Source organism: Rhodococcus sp. MEB064 (genome assembly GCF_000834565.1).
Taxonomy (GTDB): Bacteria; Actinomycetota; Actinomycetes; order Mycobacteriales; family Mycobacteriaceae; genus Rhodococcoides.
In genome coordinates, this window is sequence record NZ_JXQS01000058.1 from 111,325 (window position 1) to 136,554 (window position 25,230).

The 25,230-nt window shown below is 68.4% G+C and carries 22 protein-coding genes; 10 read left to right on the plus strand and 12 right to left on the minus strand.

All coding sequences use genetic code 11. The features are described from left to right. The first annotated feature begins 60 nt into the window (after positions 1 to 60). Genes RU01_RS19160 through RU01_RS19170 form a run of 3 tightly spaced genes read left to right on the plus strand, consistent with a single transcriptional unit; the run spans position 61 to position 2,616 of the window. On the plus strand, positions 61 to 879 hold the full coding sequence (locus RU01_RS19160) for a class I SAM-dependent methyltransferase (protein ID WP_042576170.1): 819 nt from the start codon (positions 61 to 63) through the stop codon (positions 877 to 879). A gap of 27 nt (positions 880 to 906) precedes the next feature. After that, positions 907 to 1,677 carry a class I SAM-dependent methyltransferase gene (locus tag RU01_RS19165; RefSeq protein ID WP_042576171.1) on the plus strand — a complete coding sequence of 257 codons (771 nt, stop codon included), beginning with the start codon at positions 907 to 909 and terminating at the stop codon, positions 1,675 to 1,677. Positions 1,678 to 1,701: 24 nt separating this feature from the next. Then, positions 1,702 to 2,616, plus strand: a complete 915-nt coding sequence (locus RU01_RS19170; protein ID WP_042576353.1) for an ROK family protein — start codon at positions 1,702 to 1,704, stop codon at positions 2,614 to 2,616. A gap of 44 nt (positions 2,617 to 2,660) precedes the next feature. Here the strand turns inward: RU01_RS19170 and RU01_RS19175 are convergent, their stop codons facing one another. The 4 genes from RU01_RS19175 to RU01_RS22990 all read right to left on the minus strand — a co-directional run bounded on the left by RU01_RS19175 (position 2,661) and on the right by RU01_RS22990 (position 6,951). Beyond that, entirely contained in the window at positions 2,661 to 4,490 is a 1,830-nt protein-coding gene (locus tag RU01_RS19175; protein WP_042576172.1) for a phosphoenolpyruvate carboxykinase (GTP), read from the minus strand. Between the two features lie 246 nt (positions 4,491 to 4,736). Further along, a complete protein-coding gene (locus RU01_RS19180) occupies positions 4,737 to 5,051 on the minus strand; it encodes a DUF6802 family protein (protein WP_156149006.1) in 315 nt (104 codons plus the stop codon). Then, positions 5,048 to 6,379: a hypothetical protein gene (locus RU01_RS22285; protein WP_052493375.1), complete on the minus strand. Its 1,332-nt coding sequence runs from the start codon at positions 6,377 to 6,379 to the stop codon at positions 5,048 to 5,050. The genes RU01_RS19180 and RU01_RS22285 overlap by 4 nt, the downstream gene beginning before the upstream one ends. Then, positions 6,376 to 6,951, minus strand: a complete 576-nt coding sequence (locus RU01_RS22990; RefSeq protein ID WP_042576176.1) for a hypothetical protein — start codon at positions 6,949 to 6,951, stop codon at positions 6,376 to 6,378. Before RU01_RS22990 ends, RU01_RS22285 begins: the two co-directional genes overlap by 4 nt. Positions 6,952 to 7,047: 96 nt before the next feature. Here RU01_RS22990 and trmB point away from each other — a divergent pair, with 96 nt between their 5' ends. From trmB to RU01_RS19210, 3 genes are read left to right on the plus strand one after another with little or no spacing between them, the layout of a single operon-like run. Then, positions 7,048 to 7,851: a tRNA (guanosine(46)-N7)-methyltransferase TrmB gene (gene trmB / locus RU01_RS19200; RefSeq protein WP_442970571.1), complete on the plus strand. Its 804-nt coding sequence runs from the start codon at positions 7,048 to 7,050 to the stop codon at positions 7,849 to 7,851. Positions 7,852 to 7,882: 31 nt separating this feature from the next. Continuing rightward, positions 7,883 to 8,575, plus strand: coding sequence for an NYN domain-containing protein (locus RU01_RS19205; RefSeq protein ID WP_042576177.1), 693 nt, complete (start codon positions 7,883 to 7,885; stop codon positions 8,573 to 8,575). Further along, positions 8,576 to 11,584 (plus strand): MMPL family transporter, encoded by a 3,009-nt coding sequence (locus RU01_RS19210; RefSeq protein WP_197074828.1) that lies wholly within the window; start codon positions 8,576 to 8,578, stop codon positions 11,582 to 11,584. It begins immediately after the preceding gene. On the opposite strand, the gene RU01_RS19215 is transcribed toward RU01_RS19210, so the two are convergent. From RU01_RS19215 to RU01_RS19235, 5 genes are all read right to left on the minus strand, one after another. After that, the gene (locus tag RU01_RS19215) at positions 11,550 to 13,352 is read right to left on the minus strand and encodes a DUF2339 domain-containing protein (RefSeq protein WP_042576355.1); all 1,803 of its coding nucleotides are present in this window, start codon (positions 13,350 to 13,352) and stop codon (positions 11,550 to 11,552) included. The genes RU01_RS19210 and RU01_RS19215 overlap by 35 nt on opposite strands. A 76-nt stretch (positions 13,353 to 13,428) precedes the next feature. Continuing rightward, entirely contained in the window at positions 13,429 to 14,028 is a 600-nt protein-coding gene (locus RU01_RS19220) for a DUF1707 SHOCT-like domain-containing protein (protein ID WP_042576178.1), read from the minus strand. 27 nt (positions 14,029 to 14,055) lie between these two features. Continuing rightward, entirely contained in the window at positions 14,056 to 14,742 is a 687-nt protein-coding gene (locus tag RU01_RS19225) for a response regulator (RefSeq protein ID WP_042576179.1), read from the minus strand. Next, complete coding sequence (gene macS / locus RU01_RS19230) at positions 14,685 to 15,881, minus strand: MacS family sensor histidine kinase (protein ID WP_042576180.1); 1,197 nt, start codon at positions 15,879 to 15,881, stop codon at positions 14,685 to 14,687. The genes RU01_RS19225 and macS overlap by 58 nt, the downstream gene beginning before the upstream one ends. Next, positions 15,850 to 17,034 (minus strand): AI-2E family transporter, encoded by a 1,185-nt coding sequence (locus tag RU01_RS19235; protein WP_042576181.1) that lies wholly within the window; start codon positions 17,032 to 17,034, stop codon positions 15,850 to 15,852. The genes macS and RU01_RS19235 overlap by 32 nt, the downstream gene beginning before the upstream one ends. Positions 17,035 to 17,142: 108 nt before the next feature. Between RU01_RS19235 and RU01_RS19240 the strand changes: the two genes are divergently transcribed. The 4 genes from RU01_RS19240 to RU01_RS19255 all read left to right on the plus strand — a co-directional run bounded on the left by RU01_RS19240 (position 17,143) and on the right by RU01_RS19255 (position 20,828). After that, on the plus strand, positions 17,143 to 18,600 hold the full coding sequence (locus tag RU01_RS19240; RefSeq protein WP_042576356.1) for an adenylate/guanylate cyclase domain-containing protein: 1,458 nt from the start codon (positions 17,143 to 17,145) through the stop codon (positions 18,598 to 18,600). Between the two features lie 30 nt (positions 18,601 to 18,630). Continuing rightward, positions 18,631 to 19,761 (plus strand): lysylphosphatidylglycerol synthase transmembrane domain-containing protein, encoded by a 1,131-nt coding sequence (locus RU01_RS19245; protein ID WP_042576182.1) that lies wholly within the window; start codon positions 18,631 to 18,633, stop codon positions 19,759 to 19,761. A 63-nt stretch (positions 19,762 to 19,824) separates the two neighbouring features. Continuing rightward, positions 19,825 to 20,376, plus strand: coding sequence for a YceI family protein (locus RU01_RS19250; protein ID WP_042576183.1), 552 nt, complete (start codon positions 19,825 to 19,827; stop codon positions 20,374 to 20,376). A gap of 65 nt (positions 20,377 to 20,441) precedes the next feature. Continuing rightward, a complete protein-coding gene (locus tag RU01_RS19255) occupies positions 20,442 to 20,828 on the plus strand; it encodes a DUF3054 domain-containing protein (RefSeq protein WP_042576184.1) in 387 nt (128 codons plus the stop codon). 4 nt (positions 20,829 to 20,832) lie between these two features. Here the strand turns inward: RU01_RS19255 and RU01_RS19260 are convergent, their stop codons facing one another. The 3 genes from RU01_RS19260 to RU01_RS19270 form a co-directional block, all read right to left on the minus strand. Next, positions 20,833 to 21,570, minus strand: coding sequence for a sulfite exporter TauE/SafE family protein (locus RU01_RS19260; protein ID WP_042576185.1), 738 nt, complete (start codon positions 21,568 to 21,570; stop codon positions 20,833 to 20,835). Positions 21,571 to 21,595: 25 nt separating this feature from the next. Continuing rightward, positions 21,596 to 23,236: a penicillin-binding protein gene (locus RU01_RS19265; protein ID WP_042576186.1), complete on the minus strand. Its 1,641-nt coding sequence runs from the start codon at positions 23,234 to 23,236 to the stop codon at positions 21,596 to 21,598. A gap of 101 nt (positions 23,237 to 23,337) precedes the next feature. Then, a complete protein-coding gene (locus RU01_RS19270; protein WP_442970562.1) occupies positions 23,338 to 25,194 on the minus strand; it encodes a penicillin-binding transpeptidase domain-containing protein in 1,857 nt (618 codons plus the stop codon). Between the last annotated feature and the right edge of the window lie 36 nt (positions 25,195 to 25,230).

A 25,230-nucleotide genomic window follows, 5' to 3' on the forward strand; every position in this document is an offset into this window, starting at 1 on the left:
GAAAAAACCGATAAGTTCTGTTTTATCTCCAACCAATCCGGTTAACAGTGAGGTTTTGTCGTGACTTCTGGACTGATCGACGGAAACACCCTCGACGGGGTATCTTCCACGACCCTCTACACCCTTCATAACCGGGCCGCGTTCGCGTCCGGTTCGAAGTCCGTCATCGACGACCCCATGGCAGTGAACATCCACCGGTCGATCGAATACGACTGGTCGAAGTTCGGCAAGCCGGCCGCTGCCGCTGCGCTCCGCGCACGGACGTTCGACTCCGCCGTCCAGGCCTACCTCGCCTCGCGCCCGCACGCGTCCGTGGTCGCGCTGGGAGAGGGACTGCAGACCGCCTACTGGCGCCTCGGCCGCCCGGACAACGACTGGTACTCCGTCGACCTCGAACCCGTCATGAACTTGCGTGCCCGCGTTCTGCCTCACGAGGACAGGATCGTTCCGGTCGCGAAGTCCGCCTTCGACCTGAGCTGGGCCGACTGCATCGATCCCGAACCGGGCGTCTTCGTCTCCGCGGAGGGCCTGTTGATGTACTTCGACGAGCGCATGGCCATCGACCTCATCACGCAGTGCGCCGCACGCTTCCCCGGTGGGGGCATGATCTTCGACTCCATTCCCGAGTGGCTGTCCCAGCGGACCGTCGCCGGAGTCCACCTGACCGAGCACTACACGATGCCGGCCATGCCGTTCAGTATGTCGTCGCGTCGAGGGGCGTCGCTCGCCGCGGAGATCCCGGCAGTCGTCTCCGCGACCGATGTGCTGTTCCCGACGGGTCCCGGCTGGTGGCGCTTCAACTCCATGCCTACGCTGGCGAACAACCGTCTCATCCGCGACCGACGCACGTCCGTCACGGTTCTCCGTTTCGCCGCCTAGCACCGGCAGGCTCTACAGTCAGCGTCCGTGCCCTCGTCCTCCGTCACCGCTGCACTGGCTCGACGAGCGACGCTGCGGCGTTCGCTGAGGCTCGTCTCGGACTTCCGCTTCGAGCAGAGCGACCCGGCCAGGTTCTACGGCGCCCTCGCCGACGACACGGCGCGGTTGATCGACGAGCTGTGGACCGGGGCCGCCGATCGGTCGCTCGCCGGCTGCACCGTGCTCGACGTCGGGGGTGGCCCCGGTTACTTCGCCGATGCGTTCGCCGCGGCCGGCGCGACCTACGTCTCGGTCGAACCCGATGCGTCGGAGATGCATGCCGCGGGTCTCGACGCCCGTGGCTCCGTGCGCGGATCCGGCACAGCCCTCCCCATACGATCCGACAGCGTGGACATCTGCCTGTCCTCCAATGTCGCCGAGCACGTGCGCGAACCGTGGATGATGGCGGACGAGATGCTCCGGGTGACCGCGCCGGGTGGGCTCGTCGTGCTGTCGTACACGATGTGGTGGGGACCCTTCGGGGGTCACGAAACCGGTCCGTGGCACATCTTCGGGGGCGAGCGCGCGGCCCGGCGCTATCGACGCATCCACGGCAAGGAACCGAAGAACCGGTTCGGCACATCACTGTTCCCGATCCGCGCTTCGGACGGATTGCGCTGGGCGACAACGACTACCGAGGGAACGCTGCTGGCAGCGTTCCCTCGGTATCACCCACGATGGGCGTGGTGGTGCGTCCGCGTTCCCTGGTTCCGCGAGATCGCCGTCAGCAACCTCGTTCTGGTCCTGCGCCCGCGCTGACGGACCGCCGTTAGGGTGGGAACGATGACGACCTCGACCAGGCCCGTGCTCGCCCTCGACATCGGGGGGACCAAGTTCACCGCCGCCATGGTCGGTCCGGACGGTCGCCCGCAGAACCCCGTCGTGGTGCCGACTCCGACCGAAAACGTCTGGGCCGCATGCGAAGAGCTGCTCCTGCAGGCCGTGTCCGCAGCCGGCGTCGAGTTCGACGACATCGAGGCGGTGGGGATCGCGTCGGCGGGTCCGGTGGATGTCGTGGCCGGGACGGTGGGCCCGATCAACATCGCCGAATGGTACGAGGGGTTCGCTCTCGTCGACGCGGTCCGCTCGGTCCTACCGCACGCCACGGTCACCTTGGCGCTCGACGGTGCGTGCGCCGCGCTGGCCGAACACCGTTTCGGCGCAGCGCAACACGCGGAGAACCTGCTGGGCATGGTGGTGTCCACCGGCATCGGCGGCGGACTGGTCCTGGGCGGGCGCATCGTGTCCGGGCGGAGCGGCAACGCCGGGCACGTCGGTCACATCGTCGTCCCCGGGTCCATCGAACCGTGCACGTGCGGCGGTGTGGGATGTGTCGAGACGGTCGCGAGCGGGCCCAATTCGGTGCGGTGGGCGCGGGAGAACGGGTGGACGGGAACCACCGGTATCGAACTGGCGGCCGCCGCTCGTGACGCCGAACCGGTGGCAGTGGCAGCGCTCCAGCGCGCGGGCGTGGCCATCGGTCAGGCAGTGGCGTCGGCTGCGGCCCTGCTGGACATCGAGACGGCCGTGATCGGTGGGGGCTTCAGCGCGGCGGGTCCCGCGTTGTGGAACCCCATCCGGGAGACGGTGGCGCTGCATGCCCGGCTCGACTTCCTGCGCGGGTTCACCGTAGTGCCGGCCGCACTGGGCGCACTGGGAACTCTGACGGGCGCAGCGGCGCTGGTGACAGACGCCTGACGCCCGCCCCCGGAAATCGGGAGCGGGCGTCAGGTAGGGGGGATCTAGGCGTTCAGGCGCTGCTTGAGGGCCTCGAACTCGTCCTTGATGCCGGTGGGGAGCTTCTCGCCGACGAAGTCGAACCACTCCTCGATCAGCGGGATCTCCTTCTTCCACTCGTCGACGTTCACCGCGAGCGCCTCGGCGACGTCCGCCGCAGCCACGTCGAGTCCCTCGATGTCCAGGGCGTCCGCCGTCGGCACGACGCCGACCGGCGTGTCCACACCGGCAGCCTTGTGCTCGATGCGCTCGACGATCCACTTGAGCACGCGGGAGTTCTCACCGAATCCGGGCCACAGGAAGCGCTTGTCGTCGCCGCGGCGGAACCAGTTGACGTAGAACACCTTCGGGAGCTTCGACTCGTCGGCGTTCTTGCCCAGGTCGATCCAGTGCTGGAAGTAGTCGCCCACGTTGTAGCCGAGGAACGGCAGCATCGCCATCGGGTCGCGTCGGATGTCGCCGACGGTGCCCTCGGCCGCGGCCGTCTGCTCGGAACCGACGGTGGCGCCCATGAAGACGCCGTGCTGCCAGTCGCGCGCCTCGGTCACAAGGGGGACCGTGGTCTTGCGTCGACCACCGAAGAGGATGGCCGAGATGGGCACGCCCCGGGGGTCGTCCCACTCCGGTGCCATCGAGGGGCACTGGGACATGGGAACGCAGTACCGCGAGTTGGGGTGTGCGGCCTTGGTGTCGGACTCCGGCGTCCACTCCTTGCCGGTCCAGTCGATCAGGTGCTGGGGGTCGCCCTCGAGGCCTTCCCACCAGACGTCACCGTCGTCCGTCTGCGCGACGTTGGTGAACACCGCGTTGCCCTGGTCGATGGTGCGCATCGCATTGGGGTTGGAGTCCCAGTTGGTGCCGGGTGCGACACCGAAGAAGCCGAATTCCGGGTTGACGGCGTAGAGGCGACCGTCCTTGCCGAAGCGCATCCAGGCGATGTCGTCGCCCACGGTCTCGGCGCGCCACCCCGGAATGGTGGGCTGGATCATCGCGAGGTTGGTCTTGCCGCACGCGGACGGGAAGGCCGCGGCGATGTAGTACGCCTTGTCCTCGGGGGAGATCAGCTTGAGGATCAGCATGTGCTCGGCCAGCCAGCCCTCGTCGTGGGCCATGGCCGACGCGATGCGCAGCGAGTAGCACTTCTTGCCCAGCAGAGCGTTGCCGCCGTAGCCCGAGCCGTAGCTCCAGATCTCACGATCCTCGGGGAAGTGCGAGATGTACTTGGTGTCGTTGCAGGGCCACGGGACGTCCTGCTGGCCCTCGTCGAGCGGTGCGCCCAGCGAGTGCAGGGCCTTGACGAAGAAACCGTCGTCGCCCAGCTTCTCGAGCACTGCGGCACCCATGCGGGTCATCACGCGCATGGAGACCACGACGTACTCGGAGTCGGTGATCTCGACGCCCAGCTTGGGATCCTCCGCGTCGAGCGGGCCCATGCAGAACGGAATCACGTACATCGTGCGGCCTCGCATGCATCCGCGGTACAGCTCGCGCATGGTGCTACGCATCTCGTCCGGAGCCATCCAGTTGTTGGTGGGGCCGGCGTCGATCTCGCGGTGCGAGCAGATGTAGGTGCGCGACTCGACACGCGCCACGTCCGACGGGTCGGAGTTGCCCAGGAACGAGTTCGGCTTCTTGTCCGCGTTCAAGCGGGTGAAGGTGCCGGCGTCGACGAGCTGGTCGGTGAGGCGGCTCCATTCGGCGTCCGAGCCGTCCGCGAAGACGATGCTGTCGGGCTGAGTCAGCTCCGCTACCTCGCGTACCCAGGCCAGCAAGCCGGCGTGCGTGGTGGGGGGCGTGCCGTCGGTTCCGTTGAGACCCGGAATGGTCGCGGTCATCTTGTCTCCTGGGGGTGCTGCAGGAACCGATCCGTCCGATGCCTGTGGACGAGTCATGTGTTCCAGTGGGCGGGCTCCTCCCGTGACCAGCGATCGACGGATCGCAGGGCCTCGAGTGTCCTGGACCTAGAGGTTAACGCCGTGATCTTCGGCCGGGGCACTCGGGGCATGTCCGGTCTGTCACAAAACCGATTCAGTGACCTGGCCGTAAAGCGCACTATGTCAGGACATTTGGAGTCACGTCGGTCACAACGAGCCGCGTTCCGCCGCCCGCCACGACTCGTCCGCGGGGTCCTCCGAGTCGGACGTGAGCACCCACGCGACATAGTCGCCGTCCGCATCGATCTCGGTCACACGGTCGAGGTGACCGTCCGCGTCCACGTCGGACCAGACCACCGTTCCGGCCCCGCCACCTCCGTGCGTCACGACGGTGTCGAAGATGCCGTCGCCGTCGGTGTCGATGTCCGGAAGGAACATGTCCTCGGACCCGAGCGGTCCGCAGTCGGCCACCCCTGCATCGAACGTCCCCGACCACTCGACCACGCGGCCCCCTTCCGTCATCCGTTCTCGTGCTTCGACGCACGCGGTCGGTCGTCGGTTCCCCGTTCCAGGATCTCGAGGTCTCGTTGATACGCGGCCGCACGGGACGCGGCACGCGACGACACGTCACGGATCTCGGCGTCGACGTCCGCGAGCGCCGCATCGCGTCGTGCGGCGCGGTCCCGAGCGCGGGACACCGCGAGGTCGGCAGCCGACGCGTCGGCGGCGAGGATCCGGGATGCGATGTCCCGTTCCCACGTGGCGGCAGCATCGGCGACCACCTCGATCGCCCACCGGCGCAGCCGTGCGCGGGAGGACGCCGTGGCCCGTGTGCCGACGACCGCGGTGGCCATGGACACCGCACCGAGGACGGCAACGACCGACGCGAGCAGTCCTCCCACCGACATCGCCCACGCCCCCGCTCGCCCCACGCCGGCACCGGCCGACGCGCCGACGATGCCCGCCAGCACGTCCTCCGACGTCCACCGGCCTCCCGGCGGCGCCGGTTGATCGGTGGACGAGCCGCCCGCCGCGATGACCGTCCCGACCGCACCCCGCCTACCGAATGCAGCGTCGACCTCGGCGGTCAGCCGCGCGGACGCGGCGTCGATCTCCTCCATGACACCAGCCGGGATCTGTCGCAGGTCGGCGCGGCGAGCGGACGCTACCGCCTCCGACACGCGGGCTGCAGTCTCACGGCGATGCACTCCCACCCGGTGAGCCAGCTCGATGCGAAGCTCCCCGCTCGACGTCCGTCCGTCACCGGTGCCGGCGTCGACGAGGACGCGGCGGCGGCGTTCGCGCAACGCCGCGATCTCGTCGACGCCGGTGTCGTTCCGCGCCGCGGCCGCCAGTGCCGACCGGGCCGACGCGAGGGCGTCGGCACGCAGCAGTCGGTCGACCTCGGCGTCGTCGATGCGGCCGACCGCTCGCTCCACCGTCTCGACGAGCGCGGACGGTCCGTCCACCGACGGCACGACGACAGGTGCGGACGCGCACCGCGGCGCCAGGGCGGCGACGGCGGACCGTATCCGTGCGGCCTGCTCGTGGTCGGCCGCCGGCACAACGACGACGATCGGCAGATCCAGCGGGACCGCTCGCACGGACTCGATCAGCGCTCGGCCCACCGGCAGGTCCGGATCGAGCAGAACGATCACGGCCGCGCCGGACGCCACCGGGACAACCGCCCAGCCTGCGCTCTCCACCGCACGCCGGACATCCCGCTCGCTCATCCCCGGGGCGGACAACACGGCGACGACACCGGATCGGGCGCGCGGCCGCGACAGTGCGTCCAGAGAGTCCGGGCTCCACCTGCCGATCACACGGCGCATGTCCGCCGGCAGGGTCACGATCCGTTCCGCACCGTCGACGCGGCAGTGGACCGGAGGAAGGTCTCCACGAACGGACGCGTGTCTGGACGCGCCGCCGCGACACGTTCGAGGTCGCGGAGCAGCGTCGCGTCCCGACGACGGCGCGCCCGCTCCCGCGCGTCGACACACCAGTGCCGCACGGCGGTGGTGTCGTCGGCGGGCAGCACCGGGCCGTCGACGTCGAGTGACGCGACGTAGGCGCGGGGGTCGTCTTCTAGATCCAGCCGTCCCGCGACGACGAGAGTGTCGCGCCCCACCCGCGACGACAGAACCCGACGATCGGCCGGGGTGACGGTCCTCGCGACGACGTGTACGAGAACGTCCTGGTCGAGGACCGGGTCGGCCGCTCCGGGCGTATCGACGCCGTGCACCTCGTGCACGTCGTCGAGCTGACTCACCAGCGCGGACTTTCCGACTCCGGGGCGACCGGACACCCCCGCCGTCACCGGTGATCCCCACGTGGCGACGGCACGCCGGAGTTCCCCGTCGTCGGACTGTCTCGTCAGCTGTTCCACGGCGCTCGCGAGCGCATCCGTACTGGTCCCCGGCATCCTTCGTCCCCCGATTCGGCGATGCGATCGTGCGATTCTCCCATGCACCTCGGGTGCCCCACCGATCCCGAGTCTCGACCTGAAGTCGAGACCCTGCTGTCCCAGAACGAGTCCATGGGAGACAATGGACCCATGACCGACCCTGACGCCCTGGACACAGTGCCCGGTCGAGGCCTGTACGACGGCGCCGCCGAGGGTGGTTCGAGGCTCTATCCGCGAGTCACGAGTTTCCGATCGCGTCGTGGTGCGCTCACCGAGCCCCAGCAGGCGTCGTGGGACAGGATGTGGCCCGTCATCGGCCGCGACGTGGCTGACGAGCCGCTCGATCCGGAGTCCTGGTTCGGTCGATCCGCACCGGTGGTTCTCGAGATCGGGTCCGGCACCGGCACCGCTGCGCTGGCGATGGCCGCGCGCGAACCGCAGGTCGATCTGATTGCCGTCGAGGTCTACCGCCCCGGGATCGCGCAGACGGTCCAGGGCATCGAGAGGGACTCGCTCGGCAACGTCCGGATCCTGCGCGGCGACGCCGCCGACGTGCTGGAGAACATGGTCTCTCCCGCGTCGCTGGCCGGAATCCGTGTGTTCTTCCCGGATCCGTGGCCGAAGGCTCGCCACCACAAGCGCCGCTTCCTCAAGGCGGAGACCTTCGCGCTGATGGCAGACCGTCTCGAGCCCGGCGGGATCCTGCACGTCGCCACCGATCACGCGGACTACGCCGAATGGATAGAAGAGGTCGGCGACGCCGAGCCCGCTCTGACGCGGCTGCCCTTCGATGCCGAACGACGTACCGTCGAGGGGTCCTCCCTGTCCGTGGACCGTCCGGTGACGAAGTTCGAAGGTAAGGCACAGCAGGTCGGACGTCCGACGAACGAATTCGTCTGGATCAGGCCGGGCCGATGAGCACGCGACGAGGAAGCGAGAACACACTCCGATGAGCGTGGACGACCAGAGCCCCACGGGCGCCGTGCTCGACGTGTCCGGTGATTCTCGCCATACCAAGCGCGTTCTGCTGGTGTGGGACGCACCCAACCTCGACATGGGACTCGGCGCCATTCTCGGCGGCCGACCCACCGCCGCGTACCGGCCACGCTTCGATGCGCTGGGCCGATGGCTCCTCGGCCGTACCGCGCAGCTCTCCGTGCACCAGACCGCGACCCTCGAACCCGAGGCGACGGTGTTCACCAATATCGCCCAGGGCAGCGCCGATGTCGTGCGGCCGTGGGTGGAGGCGTTGCGTAACGTGGGTTTCGCGGTCTTCGCGAAACCGAAGATCGACGAGGACAGCGACGTCGATTCCGACATGCTCGATCACATCGAGCTCCGCGCGGCCGATCACGGTCTGGCCGGAGTCGTGGTGGCGTCGGCGGACGGGCAGGCCTTCCGTATCCCTCTCGAAGCGATAGCGGCGACAGGTGTGCCGGTCCAGGTGATCGGGTTCCGGGAGCACGCCAGCTGGGCCGTGTCGTCCGAGACGCTCGAATTCGTCGATCTCGAGGACATCCCCGGGGTGTTCCGCGAGCCGCTGCCTCGTGTCAGCCTCGAGTCCCTGCCCGACGAGGGCGCGTGGCTGCAGCCGTTCCGTCCGCTGTCCGCCCTGCTCGTCGGGCGTCAAGGAGTGTCCTGAGTGTTTGCTCGTTGGGGTGATCTGGTCCACCGATCGCGGTACACCGTGATCGGTGTGATGGTCGCGTTCCTGTTGGGCCTCGCCGCGTACGGCCTCACGCTGAACGACCATCTCAGTCAGAGCGGCTGGGACGATCCGAATTCGGAGTCCGTGCACGCCGCGGTCACTGCCGACGGCACGTTCGGCCGGGACAGCACCGGCGACGTCGTCGCCCTCTACACCGCTCCTGCGGGCTCGACGGTCGACGACCCGACGTTCCAGCAGACGGTCACCGCAGGTCAGGACGCCATGATGGCGGCCCACGCGGACAAGATCTCCAAGATCAACATCAATTACTTCCAGCAGAAACTTCCGGCGCTCGCCTCGCCGGACAAGACCAAGGCCATCGCGACCTTCGCCATCGCCGGAGCGAACGACACCGAACTGACCAACAACTTCCGTGACGTGAAGGACGCGTTCGCGATCGACGGCGTCGACGTGCAGCTCGCGGGGCTCCAGCCCATCGCCAACGCCTTGAACGACACCATGGCCGGCGACATCCACCGCATGGAGATTCTGGCGATTCCGGTCGTCGGCGTGCTGCTGTTCTTCGTGTTCGGCGGCGTCGTGGCGGCCGCGTTGCCGCTGATCATCGGCGGTCTCACCGTCGTCGCGGCCAACGGCATGGTGCGACTGTTCACCAACTTCGTCGAGGTGAACAGCTTCGTCGCACCCGTGGTCTCTCTGATCGGGCTGGGCCTGGCCATCGACTACGCCCTGTTCATCGTCAGCCGGTTCCGAGAAGAGCTGGCCGACGGCCGCACGACCCAGCAGGCCGTGCAGCGCTCCGTCATGACCGCGGGCCGAACGGTCGTCTTCTCCGCGACGATGATCGTCGCGAGTCTGGGCGGCCTGCTGCTCTTCCCTCAGGGATTCCTGAAGTCCGTCGCCTTCGGTGCCATCGCCACCGTCGCGTTGGCAGCCCTGACCGCCATCACCATTCTTCCGGCCATCCTGTCGATCCTCGGCCCGCGCATCGACGCTCTCGGCCTCAAGAGCATGCGCAAGACCAAGACGACCGAGGAGATCGAGTCCGGTCCCTGGGGCAAGCTCACCCGGTGGGTCATGCGCAACCCCCTGAAGGTCTGCGTTCCCATCGTCCTGGGCCTGCTGATCCTCACGCTGCCCGTCGGTGCCATCAAGTTCGGCGGCATCAACGAGACGTACCTTCCGCCGGACAACGGCACCCGCGAGGCGCAGAACGAGTTCGACGCCAACTTCCCGTCGTACCGCACCGAGCCCCTCAAGATCGTGCTCGAGAATGCTGCCGGCCCGCAGCTCGGCGCGATCCTGCGCGAGGCGTCCAACGCTCCCGGCCTGGTCGAGAAGTTCTCTATCGAGCGCAACGAGAACGGCGTGGCCGTCCTCAAGGCCGGGCTGGTCGACCGCAACGTCTCCAACCCCGCGATCGACTACATCCGCTCCATCGACGTTCCCGACGGCGTGACCATGTCGGTGGGCGGCACCCCGGCCATCGAGCAGGACTCGATCGCCGCACTGGTCGACCGACTACCGCTGATGGCGGGGCTCGTGGTCCTGGTGACGACCCTGCTGATGTTCCTCACCTTCGGATCACTTGTCCTGCCGCTCAAGGCCATCCTCATGACGACGCTGGGGCTCGGCGCGACGCTCGGCATCCTGACGTTCATCTTCGTGGACGGAAACGGTGCGGGTCTGCTGAACTTCACGCCGGGCCCGATCATGGCACCCGTCCTCGTGTTGATCATCGCGATCATCTTCGGGTTGTCGACGGACTACGAGGTCTTCCTCCTCTCCCGCATGGTCGAGGCCCGAGCACGCGGCGCCAGTACGTCCGAAGCCATCCGCGTCGGTACCTCGCACACGGGTCGCATCATCACCGCCGCCGCGCTGATCCTGATCGTCGTCACCGGCGCCTTCGCGTTCTCCGAGCTGGTGATGATGAAGTACATCGCCTACGGCATGATCGCCGCCCTGATCATCGACGCGACGCTGATCCGCATGTTCCTCGTGCCGGCAACGATGAAGTTGCTCGGTGACGACTGCTGGTGGGCACCGCAGTGGATGAAGCGCATCCAGCAGAAGCTCGGACTCGGCGAGCCCGTGCTCGACGAGGAGCTCATGCCTGCCGACGTTCCGGAGCTCGTCGCGATCGGGTCCGCGCCGCTGCCTGCGCGCACCCGTGAGCCGCTCACCCAGCCCATTCCGCGGGTCCTGCAGAACGGTCCGTCCGCGGCACGTCCGCCGTCGGAGCGACCACGCCCGTCGAAGTTCGCCCCCGCGCCGGCCTCGCGCGTGCAGAAGCCTGCCGAAGAACCGGTCGCCGAGCCCACGACAGCCATCCCCACTCCCGAACCGACTCGCGCGGCCACCCCGGTGGAGGAACCGCGCACCGTCTCGCGCCCGGAGGAAGCTCGTCCGACGCCGCCTCGGACTGCACCGGAGGAGGCCCCGGCGTCGCCTCGGCCCGGCGTCCCCGCTCCGCGACCCATCGAGTCCTGGCTCGCAGAGCTTCGCTCGCCCTCCGCGACCCAGCGTCCCGACACCTCGCCCGCTCCGGCAGAGGCGTCGTACCGCTACGGGTCCACCAACGGCGACGGCATCGACACCGGACGCTCACGAAACGGCAACGGCCGCAACGGCTCCACAACCAACGGTTCCGCGACCAACGGCTCCGGAACCAACGGGCACGGAACCAACGGTCATGGATCCAACGGTCATGGCTCGAACGGCAACGGTGTGCACACCAGCGCCGAGGTCGACTCGTGGATCGCCGGACTGCGGATGCCGGAGCAGGAGTCTCCCGAACCCGAACAGCCGGTGGACGAGCACATCGACATCGATCCGCGTTCCGACGACGACGAGACACCGCCGGCAGCCTCTACGGGCCGCCGACGGGCTCGGGAATCGGACGAGTCGGGTGGTCGCCACCACGGTCAGTCCGGCGCGATCAGCGTCAGCGAGCTGCTGGCTCGCCAGCGCCATCAGTGACGTCCGTGCCGGCTCGATCGGCGAAGGCTCGCGCGTAGCGAGTGCCGATGCCCAGCAGCAACATTCCCACGACAAGGAATGCTGCGGCGCGGGGTAGTCCGCCGAGCGCGCCGAGGTCGAAGAGGAACAGTTTCGCGACGGCAGCGGCGACCACCGCAAGTCCGATGACGAGGAGCGTGTGGCCGTCGCGGCGGTCGGCCAGACCGCGGACGAGGGCGACGACGGCCACGATCATCCACGAGATGGTGGCGATGCCATGTCCGACGAAGAACCCTGTGTCGGAGCCGATCTCGACACCGGCGACAACGGATGTCGCCGTGATGGCGTAGAGACCCGCGATGCCGAACGACGACGCGGACACGGTTCGGGCGGTCGCGTCGTCGAGAGTCCGCACCGACGCCCACACTCCGGCGACAGCCATCGCGAGTGCGGCGACGGAGCCCGGGATCGACGCCCATCCGCTCGCCGCGGCGGTGCCGGGGTAGGTGAGGGCATCGACGGAAGTGACCTGCGTATGAGCGACCAGCCCGGCGAGCGCGACGAATGCTCCGACACCGGCAGTGACGCGCGATCGCGTCCAGCCGCCGGTGACGAGGGCTGCGACTGCGACCGTCAGCAGCGTCACGGCGTGGATCGACCGCGGTGTCCCGACGAGAACTGCCGAGATACCGGCGACCGCACCCGTCACCGCGAACACGAAACGGACCGGCGACGCGAGGCCGCGCGTGGTGGCAGTGACGGCGAGGAGAACCATTGCGACTGCAGCGCAGGTGATTCCGGCCACGGGTCGTGAGAACAGGGTCGCGGTGGCCAGCGTAGATCCTGCAGTCGCGACGACGGCCGCGACGGACACCGGATCGACGGGACGTCGGGTCAGCGTCGAGTACCAGGCGGCGACGGCCGCTGCGAAGGACACGGCGGCGACGACGAGCAGAGGCGCGAGTTCGGACCCCCTCGCGCCGCCGATGCTCGCCGTCAGCACCGCCAGCAGGATCGCCCCGACGACCGGTACGGTGCGGGCGACCCGCAGCCAGACCCAGTCGAGGCGGGAATCGACGGGTGATGCGGCGATCTGCAGGATAACCAGGAATGCGAGGAGCGCGGACGTGATCCCCGCCGTGGCGACAGGTGCGAGGACGGCGACCCCGACGAGGACCATGACGGCCAGTGGCTGCGACGACCACCGGGTGGCGACACCGATGCCGAGGGATGCCACCGCCAGTCCGGTCACGAGGCCGACGACGGGGTGCACCCATCCGTAGAGCGCTGTGACCGCGGCGATGTCCAGGTAGAGGCCGGCGAAGCCGGTGGCCGCGAGCGCGACGGCACCGACGGTTCCGCCGGGCCGTGCGACGATGCGATGCGCGGCGGCGATCAAGACGGCGGACAGCGTTGCTCCCGCAGCGACGCGAGCTCCGGGGCCGAACCAGCCCGACTGCGCGGCGAGGACAACCAGCATGACGACGCCGATCACGGTGACGCCTGCTCCGGCCGCGGCCAGGAGCCGGCTCACGACGCCGTCGCGCTGCCACCACGGGACGGTGGGCGGGGGCTGGAACCGGGGCTGGGCCTGGGCCTGGGGCTGCGGGCGCATGGGTGCAGGCGCCGGTCTGTGCACGACGGGCTGCGGCGCGGGTGCCTGCACGGTGGCCAGTTGCTGCGCGAGGATGCCCAGGTCGTGGCCGACGCGGCCGAGGTGTTGCTGGAGGGCGGCGACCTCGCCGGTCAGGACGTGCACGAGGCGCGGATCGATCGAAGGTGTGGTCATACGTCGATCGTGGTCGGCCACGGAGGCGCCGACCATGCGTAGTTCTACTCGGATACGCCGAGAAGTACGCAGTACGTCAGCCGAACATCTTCTTGATCGCTGTGCCGAACGGATGCTTCGCCGTCACGGAACCGAATCGCACGCGACCACGAACGGTGACGTGCAGGCCGCCGTCGACAGGACGGCTCTTGACCCGGTTGTTCGCGCTGCCGCCGACGGTGTCGACACCGTCGAGGTCGACGGACGCGCCTTCGGGCACGACGACGGTGATGGTGCTGCAGTAATCGTCGACGTCGATGGCGACGTGGCGGGAGGACAGCACCGCCGAGGTGAAGTCGAGCGTGACGGTGGCCATCTTGGATGCCACCCTGATCTCCGACGGTGCATTCCAGGTACCCGAGCGGGTCACCGTCGACATCGTCGCCCGGATGTCGACGGGCGGCGCCGACGGATGCTGCGGCGCGACGGGTGCGGCCGACGGGTGTTCGGCGTTCGACATCCCGGGCAGGTCGATCAGCACAGCGTTCAGCTCGCCCCGCGTCTTGGCGGCCAGGACGGTGTCCATCCGCTCGGTGAACTCCCCGAGGGACAGCATCCCCTGACCGACCGCACGCTGAAGCAATCCGCCGACGTGCTCGCGCTCGGCATCACTGACGCGGAGGTCCTTCGGATCCATGCTGTCAGTGTAGAGGCGGGCGCCCGGTCAGAGGCCTCGCTCGATGGCCCATCGCGTCAGTTCCACGCGGTTGGCGAGGTGCAGTTTCCGCAGCGTCGCCTGTACGTGATTCTCGACGGTCCGGTGACTCAGCGTCAGCTTGGCGCCGATCTGCTTCGCGCTCAACCCTTTCGCCACCATCCGCAGGATCTCGGTCTCCCGGTCGGTCAGCGCCGGAGGCGTCTCGTCCTCGGGCGGCGCCGACGCCATCCGTCGGTACTCCCCCAACACCAGTCCTGCGAGCCCCGGTGTGAACACGGCGTCACCTCGTGCCGTCGCCGTCACCGCAGCCACCAGATCCTCGATCGACGCACTCTTGACCAGGTATCCCGTCGCTCCCGCCTTGACCGCCTCGAGGACGTCGTCGCGTTCGGCGGACGCCGAGAGCACCAGTACCCGACTGGCCGGGGACACCGCGAGCACCGAGGCCGTCCCCACCGCGCCGTTGTCGTCTCCGAGGTCCATGTCCATCAGAACCACCTGTGGGACAGTCGCCTTCGCGCGAACGGTGGCGGCTTCGACGCCGTCCGCGGTGGCCACGACTTGGAACCCGCGAGCCTCCAGATCGCGTGCCACGGCGTCCCGCCACATCGGATGGTCGTCGACGACCATCACCGTCAGGTCCCGTTCGTCCCGGCCGGCCTCCGGCCGTCCCGCTGCACCGTCAGTTCCCATTCCGTTCCCTCTCCGGGCGCACTGTCCACCCTCGCTCGTCCACCGAGTGCGTCCATCCGGCCGATGATGGAGCCGGACACACCCATTCGGCCTTCCGCGCGCGCGGCGTCGAGTCGACCGGGTTCGATTCCCGGACCGGCGTCGCGCACGGTCACCACGACACTGTCACCCAGATCTTCCACCAGGACGAAGATGTCGACGTCGGGTCCGCCGTGCCGGTGCGCGTTGTCCACGGCGGCCAGCACCGCGGCGGTGACCTCCGACGCGACCGCGGCGGACAGCAGCACCGCACCCGACGGTGCCGACACGGTCACCGCCGGCCCCACGGACTGCCGTACGGCGACGCTGAGATCGGACGTGCCATCCGTCCTGGACTGCGTCGAACCGGACAGCAGCGCTCGCAGCGCGGACTCCTGCCGTCCCGCGAGGGTGGCCAGTTCGGCTGTCTCACCGCCGATCTCGGCGCCGCGTCGACTCACCATCGCCAACACCTGCAGGACGCCGTCGTGAACTTCGCGCGCCAGGCGTTCTCGTTCCGCGGTGGCGGCGGCCAATGCCACGGCCTCGTCGAGGCGGGTTCTCGCGACACGCGCCGTTCGCGCAGCGAGGCCCAGGGCGAGTCCGACGGACAGCAGGACGGGTCCGGTCGAATCCCTCCACAGATCCGCGTCGACGTTCCCCCGCACCACGGCGATCGCGACGGTCATGGTCACGGCGGACAGCAGACCGATCCGCGGGCCTCCGAGGATGGCGGCAGCGATGACGGCATTGGACACCCAGATCGTCGTCGGCAGCACCTGATGATCGGAGCGCCAGCGCGGACCGGCGACGAGGATCGTCGACACGACGAGCCCCAGAGTAACCACCTGGTCCGCCACGACGAACACCCGTCGTTCGAACCACCGTCGTTCGAACCACGGACTCACCGACGGCTCGAGCGTCGCCACGACCGCCACGCCGGACCAGACGACGGTGACCAGCACGAGGAACCAGCTCAGCCGGAAGGAGTCGTACTCCTGCCCGACGACGACCTGGAATCCGACCGCGTAGACGACGGTGACCAGCCGGAATGCCGCTGCGGCGCGCCACAGCGGTCCGTCGGCGGCGTCACTTCCCGTCCGCGGGCCCGTCGACCTCACCGTGCCCGAGTTGCTTGTTCTCCGGATGCGGACTGTCCGGGGCCGCCGGGTACATACCGTCGGACGGATCGCCGACGGCGATCTCCTCGTAGGCCTCTTCCGGATCGTCGGCGAGCAGCGACCGGATCGCGGTGTTGGCCATCGCGACGAGGGGGACGGACAGGAGTCCGCCGATGATGCCGGCGAGCAGGATGCCGGTTGCGATGGCCAGCACCACGGCCAGCGGGTGGACCCGCACGGCTCGGCCCAGGAGCAGGGGCTGCAGGACGTGGCCCTCGAGCTGCATCACGGCGACGACGATCGCGAGAGCAATGAGGGCGGTGATCAGCCCCTTGGTGACCAGGGCGACGATGACCGCCACGAATCCCGTCAGCACCGCGCCCACGATGGGGATGAAGGCGCCGATGAAGACCAGCGACGCCAGGGGAAGCGCCAGCGGCACTCCGAGAACGGCCAGCCCTGCACCGATACCGATGGCGTCGACCGCGGCGACGGCGACCGTCGCCCGCACGTATCCGACCAGCGAGCCGAACGCCTGACTGCCCGCCAGTCGTACCCGGCGGCGGGCCGGCGTCGGGAAGATCCGGCTGACGAACTCCCAGATCTGCTGTCCTCCGTAGAGGAAGAAGATAAGAGTGAACAGCAGCAGCAGCGCACCGGTGAGGATCTCGCCGATGACCGCGGCCGTGGTGAGCGCCCCGCTGGTGATGGCTTCCTGGTTCGACTGGATCGACGTGACGACGGAGTCGCCGGCGCTGCGGATCTGGTCCTCGCTGAAGTGCAGGGGACCTCGGGTCAGCCAGTCCTGAATCTGGGTGATGCTGTCGGTGAACTGGTCGGTGAGGGCCGGGAGACCGACGATGAACTGCTCGACGACGAACGTCAGGATGCCCACGACGAGGCCGAGGCTGCCCAGGATGGCGACGACGACCGCGAGTACACGCGGCACTCCGCGGCGCTGCATCCAGTCGACCAGCGGCGAGAGCAGGCCCGACGCCAGCAGAGCGAGCGCCACGGGGACCAGCACGCTGTCCAGACGCTCGACGATCTTGCCGACGGCGATCAGCCCGGCGAACAACACCAGCAGCCGCCACGTCCAGGCCGCGCCCACGCGAACGACGGGATGGACCGAGTCGGACGGGTCGCCTGTCACCGCGTGAGCCTAGCCGAGAGACGGTCCGGCCTCACCCGGTAAGTTCATCTCGTGCTGACGCTTCTTCGTGCGGTCTCGTTGACCCTGAGAAGTCGCTGGCCTCTTTATCTGGCGTCCATGTTGCTGGCCAATCTGCTCGGCGCGATCCTGGTGTTCGCCTTCGTCCGCTACGGACTTCCCATTCCGGAGAATCAGTCGATCGTCGTGGATCGGGTGCGCAACGGCGTGATCTTCGGGGCGTACCTCGTCTTCGCGGGCATCGTCAGCCTCGCCACGGCGGCATTCATGTTGCGCAGCGTCGTGCGGTGGCAGTTGCGCGGTGGGCCTCCGAGCCGATCCGAGCAGATGGCGGCACTTCACGCGCCTCTGCGTCAGGCGATCGTCCATCTCGTCCTGTGGATCATCGGCGGCATCATCTTCATGCTGCTGACCGCGGCCGAGATGCCCTCCCTGGCGGTGGCCGTGGCCGTGACGGTCGCGATGTCGGCCGCCATCACGTTCGGATTCACGTACATGCTCGGCGAGCGCATCCTGCGGCCGGTCGCCGCGCAGGCGCTCAGCGAGGGACGCTTCGACCGGACGATGACTCCCGGCGTGGGCACCCGGATGGCGATGACCTGGGGACTCGGCACTCTGATCCCCGTCGTCGGCATCCTGCTACTGTGTGCGACCCAGCTGACGACCGACCTGGTCTTCTCGCCCGACTCGCTGGCCATCGCGATCAGCCTGCTGTGTCTGCTGGCGATCGTCCAGGCGTTCTGCCTGTCGATGCTCACCGCCAGCCAGATCTCCGACCCGATCCGCCAGCTGCGCCGAGCCATCGAGAAGGTGCAGGAAGGTCACACCGAGGTCCAGGTCGAGGTGTTCGACGGCAGCGAGATCGGACGGCTGCAGGTCGGGTTCAACCGCATGATGGCCGACGCGTCGGAAAGGGCCGTGCTGCGCGAGCTCTTCGGCCAGCACGTCGGTGAGGACGTGGCGCGCCGCGCCCTGCAGTTCGGTACCGAACTGGGCGGCGAGACCCGGTTCGTGGCCGTCCTGTTCGTCGACATGGTCGGGTCCACGGCAGCCGCGTCCGAGCGTCCTCCCGGTGAGGTCGTGGAGCTGCTGAACGACTTCTTCCGCGTGGTCGTCGACATCGTCGACCGACACCACGGGTTCGTCAACAAGTTCGTCGGCGATGCGGCCCTCGCCATCTTCGGTGCGCCGCTCGATCGCCCGGACGCACCGACGGCTGCGCTGTCCGCTGCCCGTGAGCTGCGGAGAGAGCTGAGCACGATCGTCGGGCTGGACATCGGCATCGGCGTGTCGGCAGGACTCGCGGTCGCCGGCAACATCGGTGCCAAGGAACGATTCGAGTACACCGTGATCGGCGACCCGGTGAACGAGGCGTCCCGGCTGACGGAGCTGGCGAAGTTCACTCCCAGTCGCGTTCTTGCCTCGACGTCCGCCCTCTACTTCGCGGACGAGGACGAGCAGTCGGAGTGGGAACTGGGCGAGAAAGTGCAGCTTCGCGGACGTCGCCGGGCGACTCACCTGGCCTCGCCCGTCGACTACCCGCAGTAGTTCACCGCACGGTTCGTTACGCTCGCTCTCGTGGTAGATCCGGAGCAGGGCCGATCCGCAGGGTCGACCCGCGCCGGTGGCACGTGGCGATGGCTGCGCTGGGTCGGTGCGATCGCCCTCATCGGCCTGCTCGTCGGCGAGGGCGTCTACCTCTGGCCCCGCCTCCACGAATCGTGGCGGGCGCTGACCGAGATCCACTGGGGATTCGCCGCCGCATGCGTCGTCACGCAGGCAGTCTCGCTCTCGGCCTTCGCCCGCGTGCAAAAACAACTCCTGCACGCCGGCGGGGTCCGCATCACGCAACGACGATCCCTGTCGGTCATCTACGGCAGTACCGCCATGGCTCTGACGCTTCCCGCCGGCCAGGTCTTCTCGACGGCGTTCACCTACCGCGAGACACGCCGGTGGGGGGCCAGCCCGGTGGTCGCGTCGTGGCAGCTGGCCATCTCGGGCGTGATCGCCGCCCTGGGTCTGGCCGTCCTGGGTGTGACCGGAGCGTTCCTGGTCGGAGGCAGCGCCGACCCGATCGCCCTGGTCGTCCCCGTCGTCGGTGTCGTGGCGATCGTGCTGACCGTCCGCTACATCCGCTCGCACCCGCAGGCGATCATCGCCGTCGGTCGATGGGGGCTCTCCAAGTACAACTCGCTGCGCAACAACGATCCCGATACCGGAATGGTGCGGCTCGACGAGATCGTCGAGCAGGTCAGATCGGTGCGCCTCGGACCGCGGGACGCCTCGCTCGCACTCGGCTTCTCCGCCGTCCACCGGTTGGCCGACGTCGCGTGTCTCGGATTCGCCTGTTACGCGATCGGTGCGGATCCCAAGATCTACGGGCTCCTGATCGCGTTCTCGGCGAGCAAGACCGTCGGCTCGATTCCCGGCGCTCCCGGTGGTCTGGTCATCGTCGACGCCACCTTGATCGCGACGCTGACCACCGCGGCGAGTATCAGTGCGTCGCAAGCAGTCGCGTCGGCGTTGGTCTACCGGCTGGTCAGCTTCATTCTCGTGGCGCTCGTCGGATGGATCGTCTTCCTGGTGATCTTCCGCAAGCACCAGCACGAAGATCTCCACTTCGACCTCGAGGTCGAACAGCGCGAGATGACCGAGTTGCGCACGCAGCAGCGACCGACGTCGGGAGATACCTCGACCACTCGGGAATAGATGCGGACCGCGGTCCGGTTGTGTACTGTGAGGCTTGAAACTTCAACCACACAGGAGCTCGACATGACTTCATCAGTGACCGTCCCCCAGCTGTCCGCCGGCACGTGGGCCATCGATCCCGCCCACTCGACCGTCGGATTCACCGTCCGCCACCTGATGGTGAGCAAGGTCCGAGGACGCTTCCAGGCCTTCACCGGCACCGTCACGATCGACGAGAACGGCGCTCCGTCCATCGACGCCGAGATCGACGTCACCTCGATCACGACCGACAACGCGCAGCGCGACGGCCACCTCAAGACCGCCGACTTCTTCGAGGTCGAGAAGTTCCCCACCGCGACCTTCCGTTCCACCTCCGTCCAGGCCAAGGGTGACGACTTCGTCCTCACCGGCGACTTCACGCTGCACGGCGTCACCAAGTCGATCGACCTGAACGTCGAGTTCAACGGAGTCAACGCCGGAATGGGCAACGGACCCGTCGCAGGCTTCGAAGCCACCACGACGATCAACCGCAAGGACTTCGGCATCAGCATCGACATGCCCCTCGAAGGCGGCGGCGCTGTCGTCGGCGACAAGATCGCCCTCCTCCTCGAGATCGAGGCCGGCCTGCAGGCCTGATCCACTCTCGACCACGAAGGACCCGCTCGGCACGTCGCCGAGCGGGTCTTTCGTACGCTGGGGGCATGACAGCTCCCGTGCGCACTCGTTCTCTCGCCGTCTCGGCGGTCCTCGACGTCGTTCTCGTCCTGGTCTTCAGTGCCATCGGTCGGAGCAGTCACGCCGAAGGCGTCACCGCCGGGGGCGTCGTCTCCACCGCGTGGCCGTTCCTCGTCGGTCTCGTCGTCGGATGGGCTGTCACCTATGCGCTCTACCGGGAGAAGTTCGTCGCGGATTCCCTCGTTCCGACGGGTGTGATCGCGTGGATCGGCACGGTCCTGGTCGGCATGCTCCTGCGTCAGCTGACGGACGAGGGCACTGCGTTCAGCTTCATCGTCGTCGCATCGGTGACGCTGGGGATCTTCCTTCTCGGGTGGCGCGCCATCGCACGGTTCGTCCGCACGCGTCGGTGACGGCTCAGCCGAGCCACAACCATGCGGCCAGACCGAAACCGCACAGCGCCACTGCGATTCGCAGCGGATTCGGCGGAAGGCGGCGCACGACGCGAGGCCCCAGTGTCCCTCCGGCGATCGTTCCGATGCCCATCGCCAACGCCGCCAGCCAGTCCACCTGACCGGAGAACGCGAAGATCACCGCCGCCACCAGATTGGCCACTCCCAGCAGATAGCTCTTGAGCAGCGTTGCGCGCCAGACGGGTTCCGCTGTACAGATCAGCGTCAGCGCCATGAAGATCACGCCCGCACCGGCTCCGAAGTATCCGCCGTAGATGGCCACGAGGAAGATGGCCGTCGGGTAGAGCACCGGGAACGTCCGAGTACCCGCGAGCGCACGGATGCGTGGTTGCAGCAGCATCGCGACGGACGCCAGGACGACGAGGACCGGCACGACCGCTTCGAACGTCTCGCCCGGTGCACGCAGCAGCACGACGGCGCCGAGGATACCTCCGAGCGCAGCCCACAATGTCAGCCACACGAGCGAACGACCGCTCTTCGCAAGCTCTTTGGTCGACGATGCGGTGGCACCGACTCCGGCGCCGACCAGTGCGACAGTGTTGGTGACGTTGGCGGCCACCGGCGCGAGACCCACCGCGAGCAACGCCGGGTACGACACCAATGACGCCAGACCGGTGATGTAGCCGATCACTCCTGCACCGAAACCCGCGGCCATGAGCAGCAGGAACACCGGAACAGTCACGAAAGTGACGGTAACAGAACGGGACTCACTCGGACGGCGTCGCCATCTCCCTCATGAGCCTGTTCGTCATGCGAGCAGCCGCATCGGTGCCGTCGGCATCCTCGATGTAGACCGCGAACGCCAGGTCGCCGGAGGTACCGAGGAACCAACGGTCCTGACCGTTATCTCCTGCCAGTCCCGCGACGGACGTATCGCTGATGCCTTCCTCGTGTGCTTTGTCTCGCATGGCCTTCCGAAGAACCCCAAGTTCCGAAGACGCCACGGGCGATCCCGCTGCACTCACCGACGCGGGCACTCCGCTGACGATCGACGGGGCAGGCGCGGACCCGCGAGAGATCGACGCGGCCATCTCGGCCAGGCCGAACGGGGTGACCGTCATACGGTCGGAGGGCGTCGATCGGCTGACTCCGCGGAACTGGTCGACGGCGGACTGCCCGTCCGGCAGCGACGCGGTGACCAGGTCGAGGCCGGGGACGTCGAACGACGTTCCGAGCCCGAACTGACGTGCCGCGTCGGCGAAGTCGATCTTCTGGCGATCTGCCGACGCCGACACGGTGTCGACCAGCGTTCCTGCCGGGTACAGCGTCGTGAAGGCCGGGGTACCCAGGTCGTTGGCGTAACTGTTCTGCGCCGTCGCCAGCACGGCACCGGTCGAGGGCTGCAGGACCACGATCGACGCCGGTGTTCCGACGCTGACGGCGGCCGTCTCGGCGGCCAACTGGATCGCGGGGTCGACGGTCGAGCGGATGTCCGGGGAGCCGGGGCCCTGGAATCCTGCCTGACGTGTGGTCTCTCCGTCGGCGTCGGCGACCTCCACGGCCCAGCCGGACGTCGCGTCGCGCGTGTCCTGCCAGACGTCACGAAGCGAATCGAGCACCGGAGAGGTGAGTCGGCGATCGGCGGCGATCAACTTCGGCGTCGCGTAGAGGACGACGCCAGGGATGGCCCGTAGATCGTCTTCGAGTACCGCGTAGTCGTCGGCACGGAGGTTGACGGCGTCGATGATCTGTCCGGGCTCGGCGGCGACATCCGCCTGCAAGGATTCGGACGTGATCAGCGGCGCGACGACGTCGATCACGTCGGCGAGTCGGCTGGTGGTGTCGGCGAGATCCGACGTCGCGGACGGATCCACCCGGACCGAAGCGACGTTCTGCTCGGTCATCATGATCGCGCCGGTCGTGTCGAGGATCCGCGGAGCGGGCGCGTCGGTGCGGGTGTAGCGGACGGATCCGCCGGCGGCCAGATCGGGCACCAGGATCGACGGATCCCAGGAGATGCGCCACCCGACGCCGAGCTTGCGGGCGGATCCCTGCGTCGTGACGTGCCACTCGCGAGGGTCCTGGTCGCGGGGTTCGCCGAACTTCCAGGTCGAGTCGAGTGTGAAGAACCCGGACTCGTCGTCGAGTCCGATGTACTGCGACATGCGGCTGGTGGAGACACCCGGTCCCATCGCATCGAACATGGCGCTGATCGTTTGGGCCGCGGCATTGGGGTAGGACGTCAGAGCGGCGGCCGCGGCCACGTCGCGCTGATCGAGAGCTGCTGTGAACCGGTCCACGAGAACGGCGGCCTCACTGCGAGGCTTGTTCACCACGAACGAGGCGACAGTCGCGAGCGACACGAACACTGCAAGCAGCGCGACGACATACCTGGAACGCAGAACCATGCACCAATAATCACATGAGTCACACCAGTAACACAGCACGGGAAGCGCTCGGTGCGGTCACGATCCGGTCACCGACCGCTCGTCCTGTTGTGCCGTGCAGATCAGCGCAGGAAGGACCCCGCCGCTGTCAGCGCCGGCGCGGACGAGTCCCCACCCTCGACGAAGACGGCGAATGCCAGGTCACCGCGGATGCCGACGAACCAGCCATGGGCAGGTCCGCCCGCGACCTCGGCGGTGCCCGTCTTGCCCAGCAAGCCGTCGATGTCCTGGAGCTGCGTCGCCGTTCCCGCGGTCACCGTCTCGCGCATCATCGCCCGGAGCTGCTCGGTCACCTGCGCCGACGGCGCGGCAACTGTCCGGTCGGGAGTTCCCGGTCGTCCCGTGATCATGGTCGGCTCGGGCGTCGACCCGTTGGCGATGGACGCCGCGACGAGTGCCATCCCGAAGGGCGACGCGGTGACCGCGCCCTGCCCGATGGCGGACTCGACGCGTTCCGCCGGTGTCGTAGCGGCCGGAACGCTGCCGGTCACCGTCGTGAGACCCGGTGTCACGTAGTCGACTCCCAGACCGAACTGCGCTGCCGCCTTCTGCAGTGCGTCGCCGGGGAGGTCGACGGCGAGCTGACCCATCGTGGTGTTGCAGGACCGTGCGAATGCCGTCTGCAGCGGCACCTGGCCGAGGTCGAAGTTGTCGTCGTTGGGGATGGTCCGACCCTCGATGTTCGCCGACCCGGGGCACGGAAGCACCGACGTCGGCGTGACGTTGCCGGCCTGCAGCGCAGCGGACGTCGTCACGGTCTTGAAGGTCGAGCCGGGCGGATACAGGCCGGTCAGTGCGATGGGCCCCTGAGCGTCGGCGGCGGCGTTCTGCGCCACGGCGACGACATCCCCGGTGGAGGGCCGGATCGCGACGATCGCCGACGCATTCTGGGCCGTCGCCAGGGCGTTCTCCGCTTTGAGCTGGAGCAACGTGTCCAGAGTGACCTGGATGTCCTTGCCGACGGTCGCCTCGACACCGGTGAGCTGCTGGGCGACTGCGCCGTCGGGGCCGAGCAACTGGACGGCCCACCCGGCTGTGGCGTCCTGCTGTTCCTGCCACAGTTGCGCGACGTCGTTCAGGGCAGGTGAGGAGAGGGCGCGGTTCTCGGTGAGCAGCCGCGTCTGCGGCGCGAGCGTCACACCCGGAAGGGCTGCGAGTAGTGGCTCGATCGGCGCGAGGTCCTCCTGTCGCAGACTGACGGCGGTCACCGTCTGCCCGCCGGCGAGGTCCGCGCGCAACGATTCTGCCGTCACGGTCGGCGCGAACGGGGACACCAACGCTGCGACGGCAGTCGGGTCCGCGGTCTGATCCAGGTTCACCAACGTCACGACCTGCTGCGACATCAACGCTGCGCCCGACGTGTCGACGACGCGGGGAGTCGTGGTGGCCGTGACCGGGGTGTAGCGAACGGTCGTGTTCGGCGTCAGACCCGGCACGACGACGCCGGGGTCCCATGTCACCTTCGAGCCTTGGTCGCCGTCGGCCACCGAGCCGGACGTCGTGTACGTCCAGACGCGCTCCGCGGTCGCGGGCGCAGCCGTCGTGGTGGCGGCGGCGGTCGTACTGGTGTCGGGCTGCGAACTGTCCGACTCCGGAGGCGCGAAGGACCACGACGCGGACATCGTGAACGTCTGCAGCTCGTCGTCTGCCTGACTGACGGTGAAGCGCGGGGTAGCCGTGACCGCGCCCGAGCCGCCGAGCCCGTCGTAGACCTGCGTCAGTGCCGCGGTGGCCGCGGCGGGATCGGACGTCAGCTCGGCCGCCGCTCCGATATTTCCGGTGCTCAGCGCCTCGGCGAAGCGATCGGCCGTCAGACGGGACTCGGGCGGTTCGTCGCTGCTGCAACCGGTGGCCGCCAGGGCGAGAGCGGCGATCACGGCAACGAGTCGAGGGACTGGGCGGGAGATCAGCGTGGACACGCACTGATAGTGCCCCACGGCTCCGACGGTCACACG